Origin of the sequence: Atlanticothrix silvestris CENA357 (genome assembly GCF_016056295.1) — a bacterium.
Taxonomy (GTDB): domain Bacteria; phylum Cyanobacteriota; class Cyanobacteriia; order Cyanobacteriales; family Nostocaceae; genus Atlanticothrix; species Atlanticothrix silvestris.
In genome coordinates this window covers 63,333-80,617 of record NZ_JAECZB010000007.1, presented here as the reverse complement: position 1 = coordinate 80,617, position 17,285 = coordinate 63,333, and the positions used below count along the sequence as shown (strand labels likewise).

The following is a 17,285-nucleotide window of genomic DNA, read 5'->3' as shown; positions in this document are numbered from 1 at the left end:
GACTATTCGTTAGCAGTCGGAGGCGCAACTGAGGTACTTGATTGCTGTTGTCGCTGTTCGCGTTTTTTGCGATCAGCTTCTAGCATATCTGCCATAACTATTAGCGCTTGTTCCATCTTGTCTAGGTTAGAGAGATATAACTCCAAATCTTTATTAAGCTTTTCCTCAGACAAGTGTAAGCCAGCAGCAATAGTTTTCAGTGCCTCTGTACGTTGCTTTTCATCTTTAACTAATTCTGGATCTGACAACTCTAACAGCGAGAATAAACCGATTGCAAATAAGCGACTGTATTTAAAGTTAGGGTTATTTGCGATCGCTTGTAGTTCTGCTTGCAAGCCAGGATCTTGATTTAAGTGAGTAGTTTGACTAAGCCACCCAATTAAATCATGAACTGGTAAACTTTTTGCTAGGGCTTGGAGTCGTTCAGCTTCCTGTCGATAGCGTTGCGATTCTTGTTCTATAGCCTGACATAAAGCGTTAAAAATTGATTCTTTATCTCGTTCTGGTAGGTAGCCTTGCATAAAGCGGTCAAAGGTTGTGACGACACCCAAGGCATAAATTGGATTGTAGCTAAAATCGATATTTACTGACAGTAGATGCATTTCTACCATCAATTCTTCTACAACTCGACGATAAATCGTATTAATCGGCCGAGTGTGAAGCGAGTAAAAAGTTCGTTTTGTATCAGAGACAGTACGGACGTTATTCACAAAGAAGATGTTAAGGGCGACGTTACTTTATTTTCTCGCTTCAAGGCTACTTTGCCAAGTTCAGGTTTCCGAACCAGCAGCTACAACTAAACTAATGGCATGAGGGGTATGAACCCTCTTTCCTTAAAAGCCAGGCAAAAATTATCATACCTTGTGATTATACTTTGCATTTATGAGTTTTTCGCCGCACTTGATTGCTTTAGGTGAGTACTTAGCTGGTGAATTTGATAATCGAGAACAAGCTTTAGCAGAGCCCGTATGGTATGTCCACTTGCGTATGTGGCAAAGACCAATTGATTTATTTCGAGAAGACAGTATTACCTTGTTTGCCGAACAAGCAAGTATTGTCAACTTAGACAATCCTTATCGCCAACGAATCATGCGGTTGATGCCAGGACACGACTCTGGTTTACCTATACAAGTGCAGTACTATATGCCTAAAAATCCAAGTGCCTTGAGTGGTGCTGGTCGTAATCCTGCTGTACTCAAGACACTGGCAATAGAGCAATTAGATTTACTACCGGGTTGTATCCTCATAGTTACCCCGAAAATACTAGCTCCCAACGCCTATAAATTTGTTGCTACTCCACCCTCAGATACTTGTTGCAGTTTCACTTATCTTGGCAATAGCATACAAGTTTCTCTGGGCTTTGAAGCCACTGCGGCAGAATTTCACAGTTACGATAAAGGAATTGACCCAGAGACAAAACAAGCCACTTGGGGGGCAATTGTTGGCCCTTATCGCTACACTAAGCGAGAGCAGTACTAAATAAACAAAAGTTATAAACTATGAGTTATAAACTCTTAATAATTAACCCTGTTCTGTCACTCTCGGAAAACAATAATCGAAGCAATATTCTGAAACTTTGATTGAGCCAAGCTTTGAGGCTTTATTTTCTAACAGTAACTAAAATTTATAGCCAAAACTTAGAAATTAAAGCCTCGAAAGGCTTTCAGCGATTGGGTTCTCCCAAAGTGATAAAAGAGGGTTAATACCTCATTTTAATTATTACAGTCATCACTAGCTAGCGATGCTACGAGGTACGCCCTCTAAAGCTTCCTCCTCTGTTTCAAAGATCTCAAAAACTGTATCCATCATCGTCACTTCAAACACGAGTTTAGCTTCTGGATGTACGTTACAGATGCGGAAACTGCCTTTGACTTTATCAGCATCACGCATACCAGCGACCAAAGATGTCAGACCTGAACTATCAATAAAATTTACTTGACCGAGATTTACTACTACATGAGCGCTAAGTTTGGAAATACACTCTTGTAATTTCAGGCGAAATTGCCAAGCTGTGGTAATGTCTAGGCGACCTGCGGGTGTCAAGACAATGACGGTATTACCGTCTTGAGTTGTATGGGTTGTTTGTTCTATTTGAATCACTAAGCCTCCCTGTGGTATTTGTCTCAAAATTGACTGCGGTTGGACGGAGTATAGGATTGGTGAGCCATAAGATTTGTCTTTTTCAGTAGTCTTTTGTTTTTTACCTCACTGGTAATGATCTCCAGAAAGGTAGTTGATTTGGTTGACTCACCAGTCACAGTACTATCCAGTGCTAACACTTGAGATTAACAAGTTAAAGCTAAAATTGTCACCTTTTTTTACTAAGTGCTTACTTTTGGTAGTTTAACTCACCAAAACAGTGCTGAGTACCAAGATGAAGAGTGCTAAGTGAAATTTTACTCAGCACTAACCTATTGTATTGGTGTCCAGTTGACCCAATCTTGAGGCTTGAGAAAAATTTCATATAACTGGGCTTCTGGAGAATTGGGTTCTGGTTGATACCCATATTCCCAGCGTACCAAGGGTGGCAAGGACATCAAAATAGATTCGGTACGACCGTTGGTTTGGAGACCAAAAATTGTACCTCTGTCATAAACCAAGTTAAATTCTACATACCTGCCCCGGCGGTAGAGTTGAAAGTTCCGTTCGCGATCGCCATAAGCCATCCCATGTCGTCGTTGTACAATTGGCACGTAAGCTGGCAAAAATGCTGCACCGCAGTCTTTGACAAAGGCAAATAAATCTTCCCAATTCCGGGTTTCTGGTGCGCCCACTTGATTACTATAGGTAGCTGCTTCTCCATTAGGGTTAGGGCCGCGATATAAACCACCATAACCATCTTGGTAATCTAAAAACAGACCGCCAACTCCCCGTGTCTCATCTCGATGTTTGAGATAGAAGTATTCATCACACCAGCGCTTAAACACCGGATAATACTCTGGGTGGTGTTTGTCACAAGCCTGTTTTAGGGTTTTATGGAAATGAGTTGCATCTTCAGCAAAGGGATAATAAGGCGTTAAATCAGCACCACCACCAAACCACCAAACTGGCCCCGCCTCAAAATAACGGTAATTCAGGTGGACTGTAGGCACGTAAGGATTACGTGGGTGTAACACCAGTGAAGTTCCAGTAGCATAAAAACCATGTCCTGCTGCTTCTGGGCGCTGGGCTAAAATTGAAGGGGGCAGATGAGAACCCCAAACTTCAGAAAAATTTACACCTGCTTGTTCAAATATTGCACCATCGCGTAGTACCCGCGATCGCCCGCCACCACCTTCTGGGCGTTCCCAACTATCTTCATGAAACTTACCCACACCATCCAATTCTGCTAACCCTTGGGTAATTTCATCTTGTAGCTGTTTCATAAACTGACTGATTCTAGTCTGCGCGTCAGTTGCGGGTAGAGACTTGGATGGTACTGTTTCTACAGTTGGGGTTTGCGAGTTGGTCAACATAAGATTCCCGAACCTAAATTACAATTTTCTAAAATCCACAAATTTTCAGTTTAAAAATTTGTGGGCAAAATCAGCTAGAAATCTAGCTCCATTCGCCCAACCTGCTTTTTTCTTACTTGTCAAACATTTACACGATTGATGGACATGACTAGAGTTATTTTCCCTCAAATGCGTATAGGCTTGTATATTGACTGAGTTTTTTTTGGACTTCTTGATGGGAAAATTCTGGTGTCAACGTCAGACTCTGGCGAATTAACCTACAAGCACTCTCTACTTTAAAACATCAAGGTACAGACTGAACTGTTCAATAATGTTTTACGAGTTGAGGTTTAAACTCAAGAGCGATCGTGCTGTCCTCAGCGCCTAACCGAGGCTCGCTATGCTGAGGGCAATTTTGAAAAGGTGTAATCCCAAAGATACCAGAGTTACCAGCAAGTCTGTAGCGAGGAGGATTAGGCAAATGCAAAGTTGGTTATCCCAATTCTTCCACCGCAAGCGCCGTCGGTTTTGCGCTTCTCTGGTACGGACGTATCGAGAAATTAGTTCAGCTTCTGTAGATGAACTATGGCTAAAGGTGGTTGACTTAACGGATGTTTCCTGGCATCCACTACTTAAAAGTACCAACGTTCCCTACGGATTAGTACCCAAACCTGGATTGATTTATCAGGCTATGACACGCTTTTCACCTATTCCTATCCGGATTTTTGTAGAGCGCGTTAATCCCAGAGAAATGCTGAGTATTCGAGTATTGGCGATTCCTGGCATCGAAGAACGGGTTATTTATCGGGTAGAGTCCACAGTTTGTGGCACTTGTTTATCTTATTCTGTAACTCTACGGGGTTGGCTGTCGCCTTTAATTTGGTCATTATCCCGTCCTTATGCAGACCGTGTAGCACGCTCTTTAGTCGAAGCAGTGGAAAAGGCCGCATTGCAAGCGGTGTCAGGAAAGAAAAAATCTCTTAATGATAGTTGTTTTGATGTTTAGGGGCTAAAGGTTGAAGACTGGAGGCTAGAGGCTAGATCTGAAAAATAATTAACCTAATCCCTAATCCCTAAGAAAGTTAAGATTCTATTAGGTGATAATGAAATTTTCTTAAATTGGGTTACGGCGGTAACGGTTAAAACACTATGTATGATGTCCTCGATTCACGCTCTGTCTTAGAAGTGTTGCAACCAGTGCAAGACCCAGAACTCCGTAAGAGTCTGGTAGATCTGAATATGATTCGTAACGTCAAAATTGACGGTGGCAAGGTTAGCTTCACTTTGGTGTTGACCACACCTGCTTGTCCATTACGTGAATTTATTGTCGAAGATTGTGAAAAAGCGGTTAAAAAGCTACCTGGTGTTACAGAGGTAAATGTAGAAGTAACTGCGGAAACACCCCAGCAAAAAAGCCTCCCAGATCGCACTGGTGTTCCTGGCGTAAAAAATATTCTGGCTGTCTCTAGTGGCAAAGGCGGTGTTGGCAAAAGTACAGTAGCGGTAAACATAGCAGTAGCTTTAGCACAAACCGGAGCTAAAGTCGGCCTATTAGATGCCGATATTTATGGGCCGAATGATCCCACCATGTTAGGGCTGGCTGATGCCCAAATAGTCGTGCGCTCCACAGACAAAGGTGAAGTGCTGGAACCTGCTTTTAATCATGGTGTCAAATTGGTTTCAATGGGCTTTTTGATTGATCGAGATCAGCCAGTGATTTGGCGTGGCCCAATGCTCAACGGAGTAATTCGCCAATTTCTCTATCAAGTGGAATGGGGAGAACTGGATTACTTAATTGTAGATATGCCACCAGGAACCGGTGATGCTCAGTTAACTTTAACGCAGGCGGTGCCAATGTCGGGAGCAGTAATTGTTACTACACCGCAAACTGTAGCACTGTTAGATTCCCGGAAGGGGTTAAAAATGTTCCAGCAATTGAACATAGAAGTACTGGGGATTGTAGAAAATATGAGCTATTTTATCCCCCCAGATATGCCTGATAAGCAATATGACATCTTTGGTTCCGGTGGTGGCTCCAAAACAGCGGCAGAGTTGGGAGTTCCCTTATTAGGGTGCATACCATTAGAAATTTCTACGAGAGTTGGCGGTGATAATGGTGTGCCAATAGTCGTTGCTGATCCAGATTCAGCCTCTGCTAAAGCATTAAAAGCGATCGCTCTGGCTATTGCTGGTAAAGTATCTGTTGCTGCGCTGACATAATCAAAAAGCAGGGGAGCAATTAAGAGAGGAAAAGGGTAAAGGGTAAAGGATGAAAAAAACCTTTAACCCTTCCCCCCCTTACCCCTTCTTTCCAATAGACCTCTTGCACGAATAGTGTAAGCATGAAAAAAGAAAGGTCAAAAAAGAAAGAGCAATGAGTTACGAACAGATAAAAGACCTGCCACCAGCAGAGCTTAAACGGTTATGTGGAGTGCATATTGCTACTTTTGGGAGGATGGTAGAAGCCTTGAAACCAGAACTAGTGAGAATCGGGAAAAAAGGTGGTCAGCCAAAGTTAAGTGTGGAAGACCATTTATTAATAGCATTGGAATATTGGCGAGAATACCGGACTTACTTCCATATATCTAAAAGTTGGGGTATACATGAATCGACAGTATGCCGGATAGTACGGAAGGTGGAAAACATTTTGATTAAGTCAAGAGCGTTTAGATTACCGGGAAAACGGGAGTTGAATCAAGGAGCGTACGATTGGAAAGTCTTAGTAGTAGATGTGACTGAAACACCTGTAGAGCGTCCAAAAAAAACAGCGTCGCTACTATAGCGGCAAGAAAAAACGTCACACCTTAAAAGCGCAATTGGTAGTTGATCAAGCCAGTGGCAAAATTATCTGTACTGCTTATGGAATTGGTCGCATTCATGACTTTCGGCTACTCAAAAATACTAAGGTAAGATTTCATGAAACACAGTTGTGTTTAGCTGATAAAGGTTATCAGGGGATTGCTAAAATCCATCCCTACAGCTGCATACCCACTAAAAAACCTCGTGGTGCTAATTTATCTACTTCAGAACGCCAGCATAATCGTCACTTAGCTAGTCTACGTGTTGTTGGCGAACATCTCAACCGTCGATTGAAGATTTTTCGCATCCTCAAAGAACAATATCGTAACCGTAGAAAACGTTTTGGCTTGCAATGCAATTTGATTGCTGGACTTATCAATTAGGGCTTGCTCTATTTTCTTGATTCATGCAAGAGGTCTAATCAACATACCGACCTTCTCTCTGTGCTTGATTTTCAACCTCTTAAATATCAATTAGATAGATAGGGGACGTGACCTGAAAATTAACAAAGCCAGTACCAGAGAGGATAGAGGTTCGAGGGGTGTAACCTTAACAAAATCTTAAAAATCTAATTATATGATTAATAAGTGCTTAGTAAGCAGCAATCTACCACTTATTTAATTCAGGACAATATCATGGCAAGAATTACAGGTACTCCTGGAAATGACGTTCTTAAGGGAGGAGTTACGGATGATACTTTAATTGGATATGAAGGAAATGATGAGCTATCTGGTGGTTCAGGACAAGACCTTTTGATTGGGGGTCTAGGAAATGATCAATTGTATGGCGAAGCTGGAAATGACACTTTAGATGGTGAACAAGGCAACGATATCCTGTATGGTGAAGCCGGAAATGACCGATTAGTCGGCGTACAAGGAAATGATATTCTTTATGGTGGAGACGGAAGTGACCGCCTCAACGGCGGAGACGGGAATGATGCTCTCTATGGTGGAAATGGAGATGATGTCCTAATTGCTGGAAGTGGTTTTGATAGGTTATATGGCGGGGCAGGTTTTGATCGATTTCGATATGATTTGCCATCTGAAGGAAGCGATCAGATATTTGATTTCACCTTTGGTCAAGACGGCATTACCATTTTAGCTAGTGGTTTTGGTTCAGGGCTGAGTGCGGGAAATTTACCTAGTAGTAGTTTTGTTCTTGGATCTGGGGCAAAAGATTCCAGTGATCGTTTTGTCTACAATGCTCATACTGGTGAGCTTTTCTTTGATAGAGATGGTAGCGGCAGCGCTGGTCAGCAACTGCTGGCGACTTTGACCACCAAGCCCAATTTGGACGCAGGCAGTTTTACTATCATTTAATCTCCCCATGTACAGACTTTTTGCAGAGGTGGGGTAAAGGGTTAAAAATGGAATTTTTCTTTACCCTTTAACTTTTCCCTGATATCTTGCAAAAGTAACTTTTGCAAGATATTTATAATTTTTGACAGATGTATCACCCCAAGACAATCCCTATGCCCAATACCCGCAAATAGCCTGTGGTTTTTTATCTGAGAATCGCTATATTAATAGTCGATAATTTAAATTCTCAAATCTAAAGTCTAAAATCACACAATGTTATTAAAACGATCGCTCCCCAAAATTCGCTGGAAGTATTGGGTTAAGCCCTGGCAGCAGGTAGATTGGTTATTATTTTGTTTACCTATAGGTGTCAGCGTATTTGGCGGCATCATGATTTTGAGTACAGAACTCAAACAGCCAGTGACTGACTGGTGGTGGCACTGGTTGGTAGCTGGTATTGGCACTTTGATAGCGTTGTTTTTAGCTCGCTGTCGTTACGAAAACCTGCTTCAGTGGCATTGGGTAACATACGCACTGACTAATCTCAGTCTGATTACGGTGATGATTGCTGGTACTAGTGCCAAAGGGGCACAACGCTGGATCAGTATTGCTGGTTTCAACGTCCAACCCTCGGAATTTGCCAAAATAGGTATAATCATCACCCTAGCAGCTCTGTTACACAAGCGCACAGCTTCCACTCTAGAAAGTGTTTTTCGGGCGTTGGCAATTACTGCTGTTCCTTGGGCATTGGTATTTCTACAGCCAGATTTAGCGACATCACTGGTATTCGCTGCGATCGTTTTAGGAATGCTTTACTGGGCAAATGCTAACCCAGGCTGGTTGATTCTGATGATATCGCCTGTAGTTTCAGCTATTCTATTTAGTACAAATTGGCCCTTGTCTGCACCAATAATTTCATTGAATCAAGAAGTATCTTTTGGGATTTTAGGGTTAATTTGGGTAGTCGCTATGGGGATTCTTGCTTGGTGGACTCTTCCTTGGCGTAGATTTGGCCTCAATGGCATTAGTGTATCAACTCTAAACCTGCTAGGTGGAGAATTAGGTGTATTTGCCTGGAACCATATTTTAAAAGATTATCAAAAAGCTCGATTAACAGTATTCCTGCGCCCTGGATACGACCTTTTAGGCGCTGGATATCACCAACACCAATCTCGAATTGCTATTGGAGCTGGTGAGGTTTGGGGATGGGGTTTGTTCAAAGGCCCTATGACTCAACTAAATTTTGTACCCGAACAACATACAGATTTCATTTTCTCCGCAGTGGGTGAAGAATTCGGTTTTGTGGGTTGTTTGGTCGTTTTGTTTGTCTTCTGCTTGATTTGCTTTCGTTTGTTGCATGTAGCTCAAACCGCCAAAGACAACTTTGGTTCGTTATTAGCTATTGGTGTTTTATCGATGATTGTGTTTCAGTTGATTGTAAATGTAGGTATGACTGTCGGTTTAGCACCAGTAGCGGGAATTCCTTTACCTTGGATGAGTTACGGACGTTCTGCCATGCTGACCAACTTCATTGGTTTGGGAATAGTAGAATCGGTAGCAAATTTTCGCCAACGACAGAAGTATTATTCAAGTCAAGAGTCAGTGGTTAGTAGAAACATAACCGACAACTGACAACTGACAACTGACAACCAACAACTAACAAGTATTAAGCTATAAACAGTAAACCAGCGAAGGTAAACATCATGATTCTGCCTGGAGCAACAGTTCGCGTTAAAAATCCCGCAGATACTTATTATCGTTCTGAAGGACTTGTGCAACGAGTCAGCGATGGTAAGGTAGCTGTACTATTTGAAGGTGGCAACTGGGATAAATTAGTTACCTTTCGCTTATCGGAATTGGAAGCCGTAGAAATCACAGCAGGACGTAAAAAAGCGAAATAGAACAAGAGTTAGTAGTCAGTTGTTAGTTGTTAGTAGCTGACAACTGACAACTGACCACTGACCACTGACAAAAAACTAAGATGCGCTTACCTTTACCACAGTTTGCCACAGGCGATCGCCACCCCAATCACATTGCGGAGGTGATTGAAACTACAACTACAGAATTTCTGGCACAATGTTTGGAGCCGGAAGACTTAAGTTTTCCGCCCATGCCACCTTTTGGCAGTTGGGTTTGTTCTGTGGATGAAGAGTCTGGCAATCAAGTTTATGCTGTGGTGTATTATGCTACGACTATGCCTGTAGATTCTGTACATCGGGCTGTAGCTCTAGGGTTATCATTGCAGGATTTACGTGAAGAACAACCCCAGATATTTGCTATGCTCAAAACTGAATTTAGGGCTGCGATCGTAGGATTTGAGCAACCGTCGCGGACTTTAGGTTACAACCAAACGGTATATCAGTATCTACCTCCTCGTCCTCCACAAATTCATCAAGCTGTTTATCGGTGTGAACCAGAAGCAATAATTCAATTTACCGAAGAACTAGATTTTTTGCGGACATTGCTGTCTATAAATGGTGCGCCAGTAGAATCTTTAATCGCAGCAGCTATTCGTGAAGTTTATCAGTTACGTAAAGCTGACCGACAATGGTTAATCAAAGCCGGTCGTAGTCTGAGCGTGCTGTTGAAAGATGACTACGATCGCTTACGGTTTATATTGAGTCAAATACACCCATAGGTAGTTAGTTTCTAGATAATTGCCTAGGTAGTGTAAGTTAGGATTTTCTGATTTTTCGTCAGGGTGACTTTTACAATTATTTATATTGATCGGACGATTGCTTTAAGGGTAATCACAGCTTCACCGTCGCCCCTTTAAGTCCTACTTATGGAACGCATATCACAAGTTCTTGCTATGGAACCAACGGCCCAAGTTCTTGGCAAGGAGCCAATTATTCCCTTTGCTATTTTACTGGTGGTCATCTTAGTTGTACCTATTCTGTTTGAGCGACTCAGATTACCAGGAATAGTAGGTTTGGTGTTCTCTGGGGTAGTACTTGGTTCATCAGGCTGGAATCTATTTCATCCACAATCGCCGATAATTAATCTGCTATCAGACATCGGCTTAGTTTACTTGATGTTTGTCGCAGGTTTAGAAGTTAATATAGACCGATTCCGCCAGAGAAAAAAACGCTCCATGGGGTTTGGCAGTTTTACCTCCAGCGTCTCTTTAGCAATAGGAACCTTAATAGGACGATTTTTTGATTTTGATTGGAATACTTCAATATTGATTGGCTCTTTGTTTGCTTCCTATACCCTTTTGGCATATCCCATTATTAATCGTCTAGGAATTGTAAATAATGAAGCTGTCACCGTCACAATTGGAGCCACAATTTTTACTGATATTGGCGCACTCTTAATATTAGCCGTTTGTATAGCCACCATTCAGATTGGGGAATTTAGTTTCGTCAAATTAATCACTTCGTTGGGTTGGTTAACAATTTACTCTATCATTCTTTTAGTTGGTTTAAATTGGTTAGGAAAAGAATTTTTTAGACGTTCAGGAGACGACGAAGGAAACAAGTTTTTATTTATCTTACTGTCCGTATTTATTGCAGCTTTGGGTACTCAATTAATTGGCATAGAAAAAATTTTTGGAGCTTTTTTAGTAGGTTTGGCAGTTAATGAAGCGGTGGGTGAAGGCCCAGTCAAAGAAAAAGTAGTGTTTGTTGGCAGCGTCTTATTTATTCCCATTTTCTTTGTTCATCTTGGCTTGCTGTTTGAATTACCTACTTTTGCCACAAGCCTTGAAAGTTTTCAGTTAACGCTATTGATTATAATCGGTTTAATTGTTAGCAAGTTTATAGCAGCTTGGTTAGCAAAATTAGTTTACCGTTATAACTGGCTAGAAACGCTAACAATATGGGCTTTATCAATGCCCCAGGTGGGTACAACTTTAGCAGCAGCTGTAGTAGGATATCAAGCTGGATTACTACCACGTGTAGTTTTAAATAGCTTCATTGTTTTAATGTTAGTTACGGCAATATTAGGGCCTTTAATTACTAGTAGGATAGCTGTTGCTTTAACAGCTTCTCCAGTCCCAGAACCCGCATCCCCAACCCTAACTGACCCAAAAAAAGAGGAAACACGCAGTACTTTTACTATAGTTGTACCTGTTCACAATCCTCAAACTCAGCAGTATTTGATTGAAATGTCGGTTTTATTAGCACGTCAATCGAGTGGCAGAATTGTATCGCTAGCGATCGCCACATCTACTGCTAATATGGATGCGCCACAGTTAGAACTATCTTTGCAACGCAGTGAGCGTTTACTCGCAAAAGCTACGGTACAGAGTCGAGTATTCGGATTAGAAGCAGAACCATTACTCCGCATTGATGATGCCTTTGCCCCAGGAATTAGCAGAGCAGCCCGTGAACAAAATGCGAGTTTAATTGTTATGGGTTGGGGTAAACGTACTGGATTGAGAGCGCGTTTATTTGGCAATGTGATTGATAGTGTACTTTGGGCATCCCATTGCCCTGTGGCGGTGACACGTTTAGTAGATTCACCAAGAAAAATTCAGCGTATCTTAGTACCTTTGGAAAACTTAACAGCACCAGCATTGCAACCCGTGCAACTTGCCCAGATGCTGGCAGAGGCAAATCAAAGCCAAGTTACTGTGCTAAATGTATGCGATCGCCGCACTAGTTCTAGTAAAATCGCTGCTAGGCGATCGCATCTCTCATTGCTTGTATCTAAAATAGCTTTGCCAAATCCCCCAGAAATTCAAATCATCGCTCATGAAAATGTTGTGCAAGCAATTTTGCAAGCAGCACGATTATACGATTTAGTAGTGTTACCTTTTACACGAAATAGGACAATTGCTGGTGGTTTAGCTATTAGCGATGTCACAAGTCAATTAGCTAGGCAACTTACCTGCTCTATCGTTATGCTTGGAGAGCCACAACGTACTCAAAATGGAACTTTATTAACAGGTATTTCCAACACCACAACTGTTGTGTAATCGAAGACTATCTCAAAGCCGCGCCATCGTTTAGGGCGTAGGGTAGCCAGTACTGTGGTAAAACCATTGGTGCCATGTCTTTTGTGATTTTAGATATGCATCAACTTCACATTTAGGAATTTTACTTTGAAAAACTTTATTTTATTGAAGATTTGATGAAGTCTATACCGAAAAACCACAATACTAAGAGTATGTTTGCTATTTTGCTAGATGAATTGTGAAGTAATTTAGTTAAATGTAACAAAATTAAATACGTAAAAAAACTACTAAATCAACAAGATCTTGTTAATTAACTTTGTTCATACTGTATTTTTATACCTAGGCTGGGTACTCTAAAAACAAGTTAAATAGCCAATTAGTAATATTTGTAAGTAACTGGGAAACTATGAGAATTTTGGTGACGGGCGGTGCTGGGTTTATTGGTTCGCATCTTATTGACCGATTAATACCCGCAGGCCATGAAGTTATTTGCTTAGATAATTTTTATACAGGTAATAAAGATAACATCCTAAAATGGATGAATCATCCCTATTTTGAGCTTATCCGCCACGACATTACTGAGCCAATTAGATTAGAAGTAGATCAAATTTATCATCTAGCTTGCCCAGCTTCCCCAGTACATTACCAGTACAACCCAGTGAAAACCGTTAAAACTAACGTGATGGGAACGCTTAACATGTTGGGGTTGGCTAAGCGTGTCAAAGCTCGGTTCTTTTTAGCTTCAACCAGTGAAGTGTATGGTGATCCTGAAGTGCATCCCCAAGTTGAAGAGTATAGAGGTAGCGTCAATCCCATTGGTATACGTTCATGCTATGACGAAGGCAAAAGAATCGCTGAAACCCTGGCATTTGACTATTATAGGCAAAATAAAGTCGATATTCGAGTTGCTCGCATCTTCAACACCTACGGCCCAAGGATGTTAGAAAACGATGGTCGAGTAGTAAGTAACTTTATAGTGCAAGCTTTGCGGGGTATTCCTTTAACTGTGTACGGTGATGGTTCGCAAACTCGTAGTTTCTGCTATGTTTCTGATTTGGTAGAAGGATTTATCCGTTTAATGAATAGCGACTACATTGGCCCAGTAAATCTGGGAAATCCAGGTGAATACACAATCTTAGAATTGGCACAAGCTGTGCAAAACATGGTAAACCCGGATGCAGAGATTAAATTTGAGCCACTACCTTCTGATGATCCCCGTCGTCGTCAGCCTGATATTACTAAAGCTAAAACCTTGTTAAATTGGGAACCTACCGTTTCTCTCCAAGAGGGGTTAAAACTAACAGTAGAAGATTTCCGCGATCGCGTCAAAAGCGATGTCAAAGATTTAGCCTCCTGAGCAGTACCGACGGGTGGCTCTAAAGTTTTGTGCAGGCTTACTTTATTCGTCGCCTGTACTTTCAGTAGCTGGGTTTACCGGCAGTGTATAAGTGTCATATTGACAACTTATTTTTGAAGACTAACCCCAAAAAAGCGAGGAGTTAAACTAGATGCGTGTTTGCGTAATTGGAACTGGTTACGTTGGTTTGGTTACAGGCGCTTGCTTGGCTCATATTGGTCATGACGTAATTTGCATAGACAATAACGAAGAAAAAGTCAAGTTAATGAAGTCTGGGCAGTCGCCTATTTTCGAGCCGGGACTGTCAGAAATTATGCAGTCTGCTATTCAAACCGGAAAAATCCAGTTCAGCAGCGATCTTGCCGCAGGAGTCGCTCACGGGGAAATTTTATTTATTGCTGTAGGAACACCACCATTGCCTACCGGTGAAAGTGATACCCGTTATGTCGAAGCTGTTGCTCGTGGTATCGGAGCTAATCTCAATGGTGGTTATAAAGTGATTGTGAATAAATCTACAGTACCCATTGGTTCAGGTGACTGGGTGCGGATGATTGTTCTAGATGGTATTGCTGAACGTCAGAAAACACTTGTACCAGCGGGTGGGATACCAAGTGATGAAGTATTACCGGAGTCCGTGGCTCAGTTTGATGTAGTCAGCAATCCAGAGTTTTTGCGTGAAGGTTCGGCTGTCTACGATACCTTTAACCCAGATCGGATTGTGCTAGGTGGCAATAGTCAAAAAGCGATCACCTTAATGCAAGAACTGTATACTCCTATTGTAGAACGTAAGTATGCTGCTGACCAATCCTTACCTCCAGTACCAGTATTAGCCACAGACCTGAGTTCGGCAGAAATGATCAAGTACGCCGCTAATGCCTTTTTGGCAACCAAGATTAGTTTTATTAACGAAGTTGCTAACATTTGTGATCGCGTCGGTGCTGATGTCACCCAAGTAGCAAAAGGTATTGGACTGGATTCCCGTATTGGTAAAAAGTTTTTACAAGCAGGTATTGGTTGGGGTGGTTCCTGCTTCCCTAAAGATGTTGCTGCACTAATTCATACTGCTGATGATTATGGCTATGAAGCCCAGTTAATGAAAGCCGCCGTCAGTGTCAACGAGCGCCAGCGCTTAATTGCTCTCGAAAAACTTCAGCAAGTTTTAAAAATCCTTAAAGGTAAAACTGTCGGACTTCTAGGACTGACATTCAAGCCAGATACTGATGATATGCGGGATGCTCCAGCACTCAATCTGATTGAGCAGCTAAACCGACTAGGAGCCAAAGTCAAAGCCTATGACCCAATTGTTTCTCAAACAGGTATGCGTCATGGTCTCTCTGGTGTATTAGTGGAAACTGATGCCGAACGTTTAGCTGATGGCTGTGATGCTTTAGTACTTGTGACTGAATGGGAGCAATTCAGCAGTTTAGACTATGCAAAAATGGCAAAATTGATGCTTCACCCCGTGCTGATCGATGGTCGTAACTTCCTAGACCCTGAAACTATGGTAAGGGCTGGGTTCCAGTATGTAGGTGTAGGAAGATAGATAATTACTAATTCGTAATTCGTAATTCGTAATTTGTAATTAAGAGGGACACAGCAACCACTGACTTAAACCTAAAAAATCAAAATGCCGTCCAGATAACTCTAGGCGGCATTTTATTAACGGGCAACAGGGAACAGGGACTGTCTGTGACGGGGGATTAAATCCCCCGTCAAGACTTGCCACCTATAGGTGGGGGACTCAGACCCATTGGTGGTGAGAGGGAACGAACGGACAAACTGTTGCCTGTTAAGAGTTCCCTCTCCCGTTGGCGCAGCCTCTCGTAGAGAAGGGAGTTGATGTATTTTAAATCTTAAGCAAGCACAGAGGGAAAGTTGTTCTTAATCCTTGTGCCGCTTGGTGCAAAATAAGTATATCAAGAGGTACTTGGAATACGTTCAATCTCAGCATATCCACTGAAAATTAGCTTTTTACCTTCAGTTTCTAAACGATTGAGCCGCATTTTCACCCCATCTAGGTCAAAGCGATCCAAATCAACCATATTATCTAGAATTTCTGCCAATGCCATGCTCAAAGTTTGAGATATTTCTCGTTGTGCTTCTGGCACAGAGTCAAGTTCGATTTGAGGATCTTTAAAGGAAATGCGTCGCCGCCGTTCAACGGCTATGGTTAAGGTCATACTCAATGGTACGAGTTCGCCATTGTTTAAATCTGCCTTTGCCGCCATCTGCAAGCGATTTCCGGGCAACAATTGTACCTGGACATCTGTAAATGAAACTGGTTGACCGCCAGATAATGCTGTCAAAGCAGGTACTGAGAGATTGACCAAACGCTTTTTCACCAATTCCGCATTGAAGGCTTGGTTAATGCCTGCTTCTGACAAAATTACTTGAGCGATCGCCTGAGTAGGTTGCTTGAGATTCAATTTACCACCCAGGACTGCTCCAAAGTCAATGGCAACCGCATCAGTTTCAAACGACATCTCCTCTACCGCGAACTCTCTACGGATGACCAAGCCACGACCACTCATTTTGAAGCTATCAATGCTGCCTTGCAAGAGCTTGCTGGAGGGATAGCAGCGCACAAAGACTTCTACTGACTCGCTTTGGGTAAACAGGTGGCGAATCGTTTGGCTCGCGACTGTGTTGAGCATCCTCTCTCCCCAGTCTGTGCCTTTTGGATCTGTTAAACCAGTAAGTCCGCCGAACATTTGGTTTTAGTCTCTAGAAGTTCTTTGTACTTTTGTAACAAACTGTGAAGAATACAGCAAGCGATCCCGTGATTAATTGTGCTGATAGGTAAACGTAGGATGGCTGATGGTTATGATTTTAAGTATCAAATATTACTCATGTTACTTTTGAAATTGTGGATGGGAATAATTGAACTAGTTTTATGAGTAAAATTCTTACCAGTACTAAGTATGACACAACTAAACATTTTAGAACTTGCCAAGCAGGGTGATGCAAACGCGATTAACATTCTGGTAAGTCAGTGGTTAATCAAATTTTGGTTTACATTGTCTTAGCGGGTAATCCAAATAAATCAGGGAAAGATATTTTGTCAGAATTACAAGCTGCGAACGTCAGTCCTGCTTCAATCGATGCGATCGCAGCTAATATAAAATCGTTACCATCTTTAGAAAGCTTACTTGAGCAAATTAATAGTGACTTTGCCGTACCCTTAGTGGCTCAGTATCAAAAAATGGCTCATCTAGACGGGATAATTACACCCGCAGAAGCTAAGGTTATAGATTTTATTAACAAAAAGTTAAGTTATGATTTAGCTGTAATTAAATAACCTAAATATTGGTGTTAATATTTTTACCGGATGCGATCGCCTTCAAGATGCTCTCAGCAAAATTACATCCGGGCGAGTTATATCTTTGACTTCTTACGATTTAATTCTCGAAGTTCTTTTTTATGCAGCTTCATTGTAAATTCATATAAGTCAAGTAAAAATAACTGCAAAATGCATAAAAATAAAGTGAGTCGGGTAA

16 protein-coding genes are annotated in these 17,285 nt (G+C 41.7%); 12 read left to right on the top strand and 4 right to left on the bottom strand.

All coding sequences use genetic code 11. The features are described 5' to 3' along the window. Positions 1–2: 2 nt before the first annotated feature. Entirely contained in the window at positions 3–710 is a 708-nt protein-coding gene (gene psb29, locus I8751_RS05495; RefSeq protein WP_214438158.1) for a photosystem II biogenesis protein Psp29, read from the bottom strand. Positions 711–882: 172 nt separating this feature from the next. Here psb29 and I8751_RS05490 point away from each other — a divergent pair, with 172 nt between their 5' ends. Beyond that, a complete protein-coding gene (locus tag I8751_RS05490) occupies positions 883–1,479 on the top strand; it encodes a chromophore lyase CpcT/CpeT (protein WP_214438157.1) in 597 nt (198 codons plus the stop codon). A 252-nt stretch (positions 1,480–1,731) separates the two neighbouring features. Here the strand turns inward: I8751_RS05490 and I8751_RS05485 are convergent, their stop codons facing one another. Beyond that, a complete protein-coding gene (locus I8751_RS05485; RefSeq protein ID WP_214438202.1) occupies positions 1,732–2,100 on the bottom strand; it encodes an STAS domain-containing protein in 369 nt (122 codons plus the stop codon). Positions 2,101–2,411: 311 nt separating this feature from the next. Further along, positions 2,412–3,455: an oxygen-dependent coproporphyrinogen oxidase gene (hemF, locus tag I8751_RS05480; protein WP_214438156.1), complete on the bottom strand. Its 1,044-nt coding sequence runs from the start codon at positions 3,453–3,455 to the stop codon at positions 2,412–2,414. Between the two features lie 460 nt (positions 3,456–3,915). Between hemF and I8751_RS05475 the strand changes: the two genes are divergently transcribed. The 10 genes from I8751_RS05475 to I8751_RS05430 all read left to right on the top strand — a co-directional run bounded on the left by I8751_RS05475 (position 3,916) and on the right by I8751_RS05430 (position 15,331). Then, on the top strand, positions 3,916–4,440 hold the full coding sequence (locus tag I8751_RS05475; RefSeq protein WP_214438155.1) for an SRPBCC family protein: 525 nt from the start codon (positions 3,916–3,918) through the stop codon (positions 4,438–4,440). Between the two features lie 143 nt (positions 4,441–4,583). Then, the gene (locus I8751_RS05470; RefSeq protein WP_214438154.1) at positions 4,584–5,654 is read left to right on the top strand and encodes an Mrp/NBP35 family ATP-binding protein; all 1,071 of its coding nucleotides are present in this window, start codon (positions 4,584–4,586) and stop codon (positions 5,652–5,654) included. 154 nt (positions 5,655–5,808) lie between these two features. After that, positions 5,809–6,616, top strand: a protein-coding gene (locus I8751_RS05465) for an IS5 family transposase (protein ID WP_214438153.1) whose coding sequence is annotated in 2 segments (ribosomal slippage) — positions 5,809–6,200 and positions 6,199–6,616 — 810 coding nt in all. Because the reading frame shifts where the segments join, the coding sequence is not laid out codon by codon here. 252 nt (positions 6,617–6,868) lie between these two features. Next, positions 6,869–7,552, top strand: a complete 684-nt coding sequence (locus I8751_RS05460) for a calcium-binding protein (RefSeq protein ID WP_214438152.1) — start codon at positions 6,869–6,871, stop codon at positions 7,550–7,552. A gap of 252 nt (positions 7,553–7,804) precedes the next feature. After that, entirely contained in the window at positions 7,805–9,163 is a 1,359-nt protein-coding gene (gene rodA / locus I8751_RS05455) for a rod shape-determining protein RodA (RefSeq protein ID WP_214438151.1), read from the top strand. 71 nt (positions 9,164–9,234) lie between these two features. Next, a complete protein-coding gene (locus I8751_RS05450; protein WP_214438150.1) occupies positions 9,235–9,432 on the top strand; it encodes an NAD(P)H dehydrogenase subunit NdhS in 198 nt (65 codons plus the stop codon). Positions 9,433–9,512: 80 nt separating this feature from the next. Next, a complete protein-coding gene (locus tag I8751_RS05445) occupies positions 9,513–10,169 on the top strand; it encodes an HAS-barrel domain-containing protein (protein WP_214438149.1) in 657 nt (218 codons plus the stop codon). Between the two features lie 147 nt (positions 10,170–10,316). Further along, positions 10,317–12,452, top strand: a complete 2,136-nt coding sequence (locus I8751_RS05440; RefSeq protein ID WP_214438148.1) for a cation:proton antiporter domain-containing protein — start codon at positions 10,317–10,319, stop codon at positions 12,450–12,452. A 385-nt stretch (positions 12,453–12,837) separates the two neighbouring features. Then, positions 12,838–13,788 (top strand): UDP-glucuronic acid decarboxylase family protein, encoded by a 951-nt coding sequence (locus I8751_RS05435; protein WP_214438147.1) that lies wholly within the window; start codon positions 12,838–12,840, stop codon positions 13,786–13,788. 151 nt (positions 13,789–13,939) lie between these two features. Further along, positions 13,940–15,331 (top strand): UDP-glucose dehydrogenase family protein, encoded by a 1,392-nt coding sequence (locus I8751_RS05430; RefSeq protein WP_214438146.1) that lies wholly within the window; start codon positions 13,940–13,942, stop codon positions 15,329–15,331. Between the two features lie 373 nt (positions 15,332–15,704). Here the strand turns inward: I8751_RS05430 and I8751_RS05425 are convergent, their stop codons facing one another. Continuing rightward, complete coding sequence (locus I8751_RS05425; RefSeq protein WP_214438145.1) at positions 15,705–16,499, bottom strand: LmeA family phospholipid-binding protein; 795 nt, start codon at positions 16,497–16,499, stop codon at positions 15,705–15,707. Positions 16,500–16,780: 281 nt separating this feature from the next. On the opposite strand from I8751_RS05425, the gene I8751_RS05420 reads away from it, so the two are divergent. Next, a complete protein-coding gene (locus tag I8751_RS05420; RefSeq protein ID WP_214438144.1) occupies positions 16,781–17,086 on the top strand; it encodes a hypothetical protein in 306 nt (101 codons plus the stop codon). Positions 17,087–17,285 lie beyond the last annotated feature (199 nt).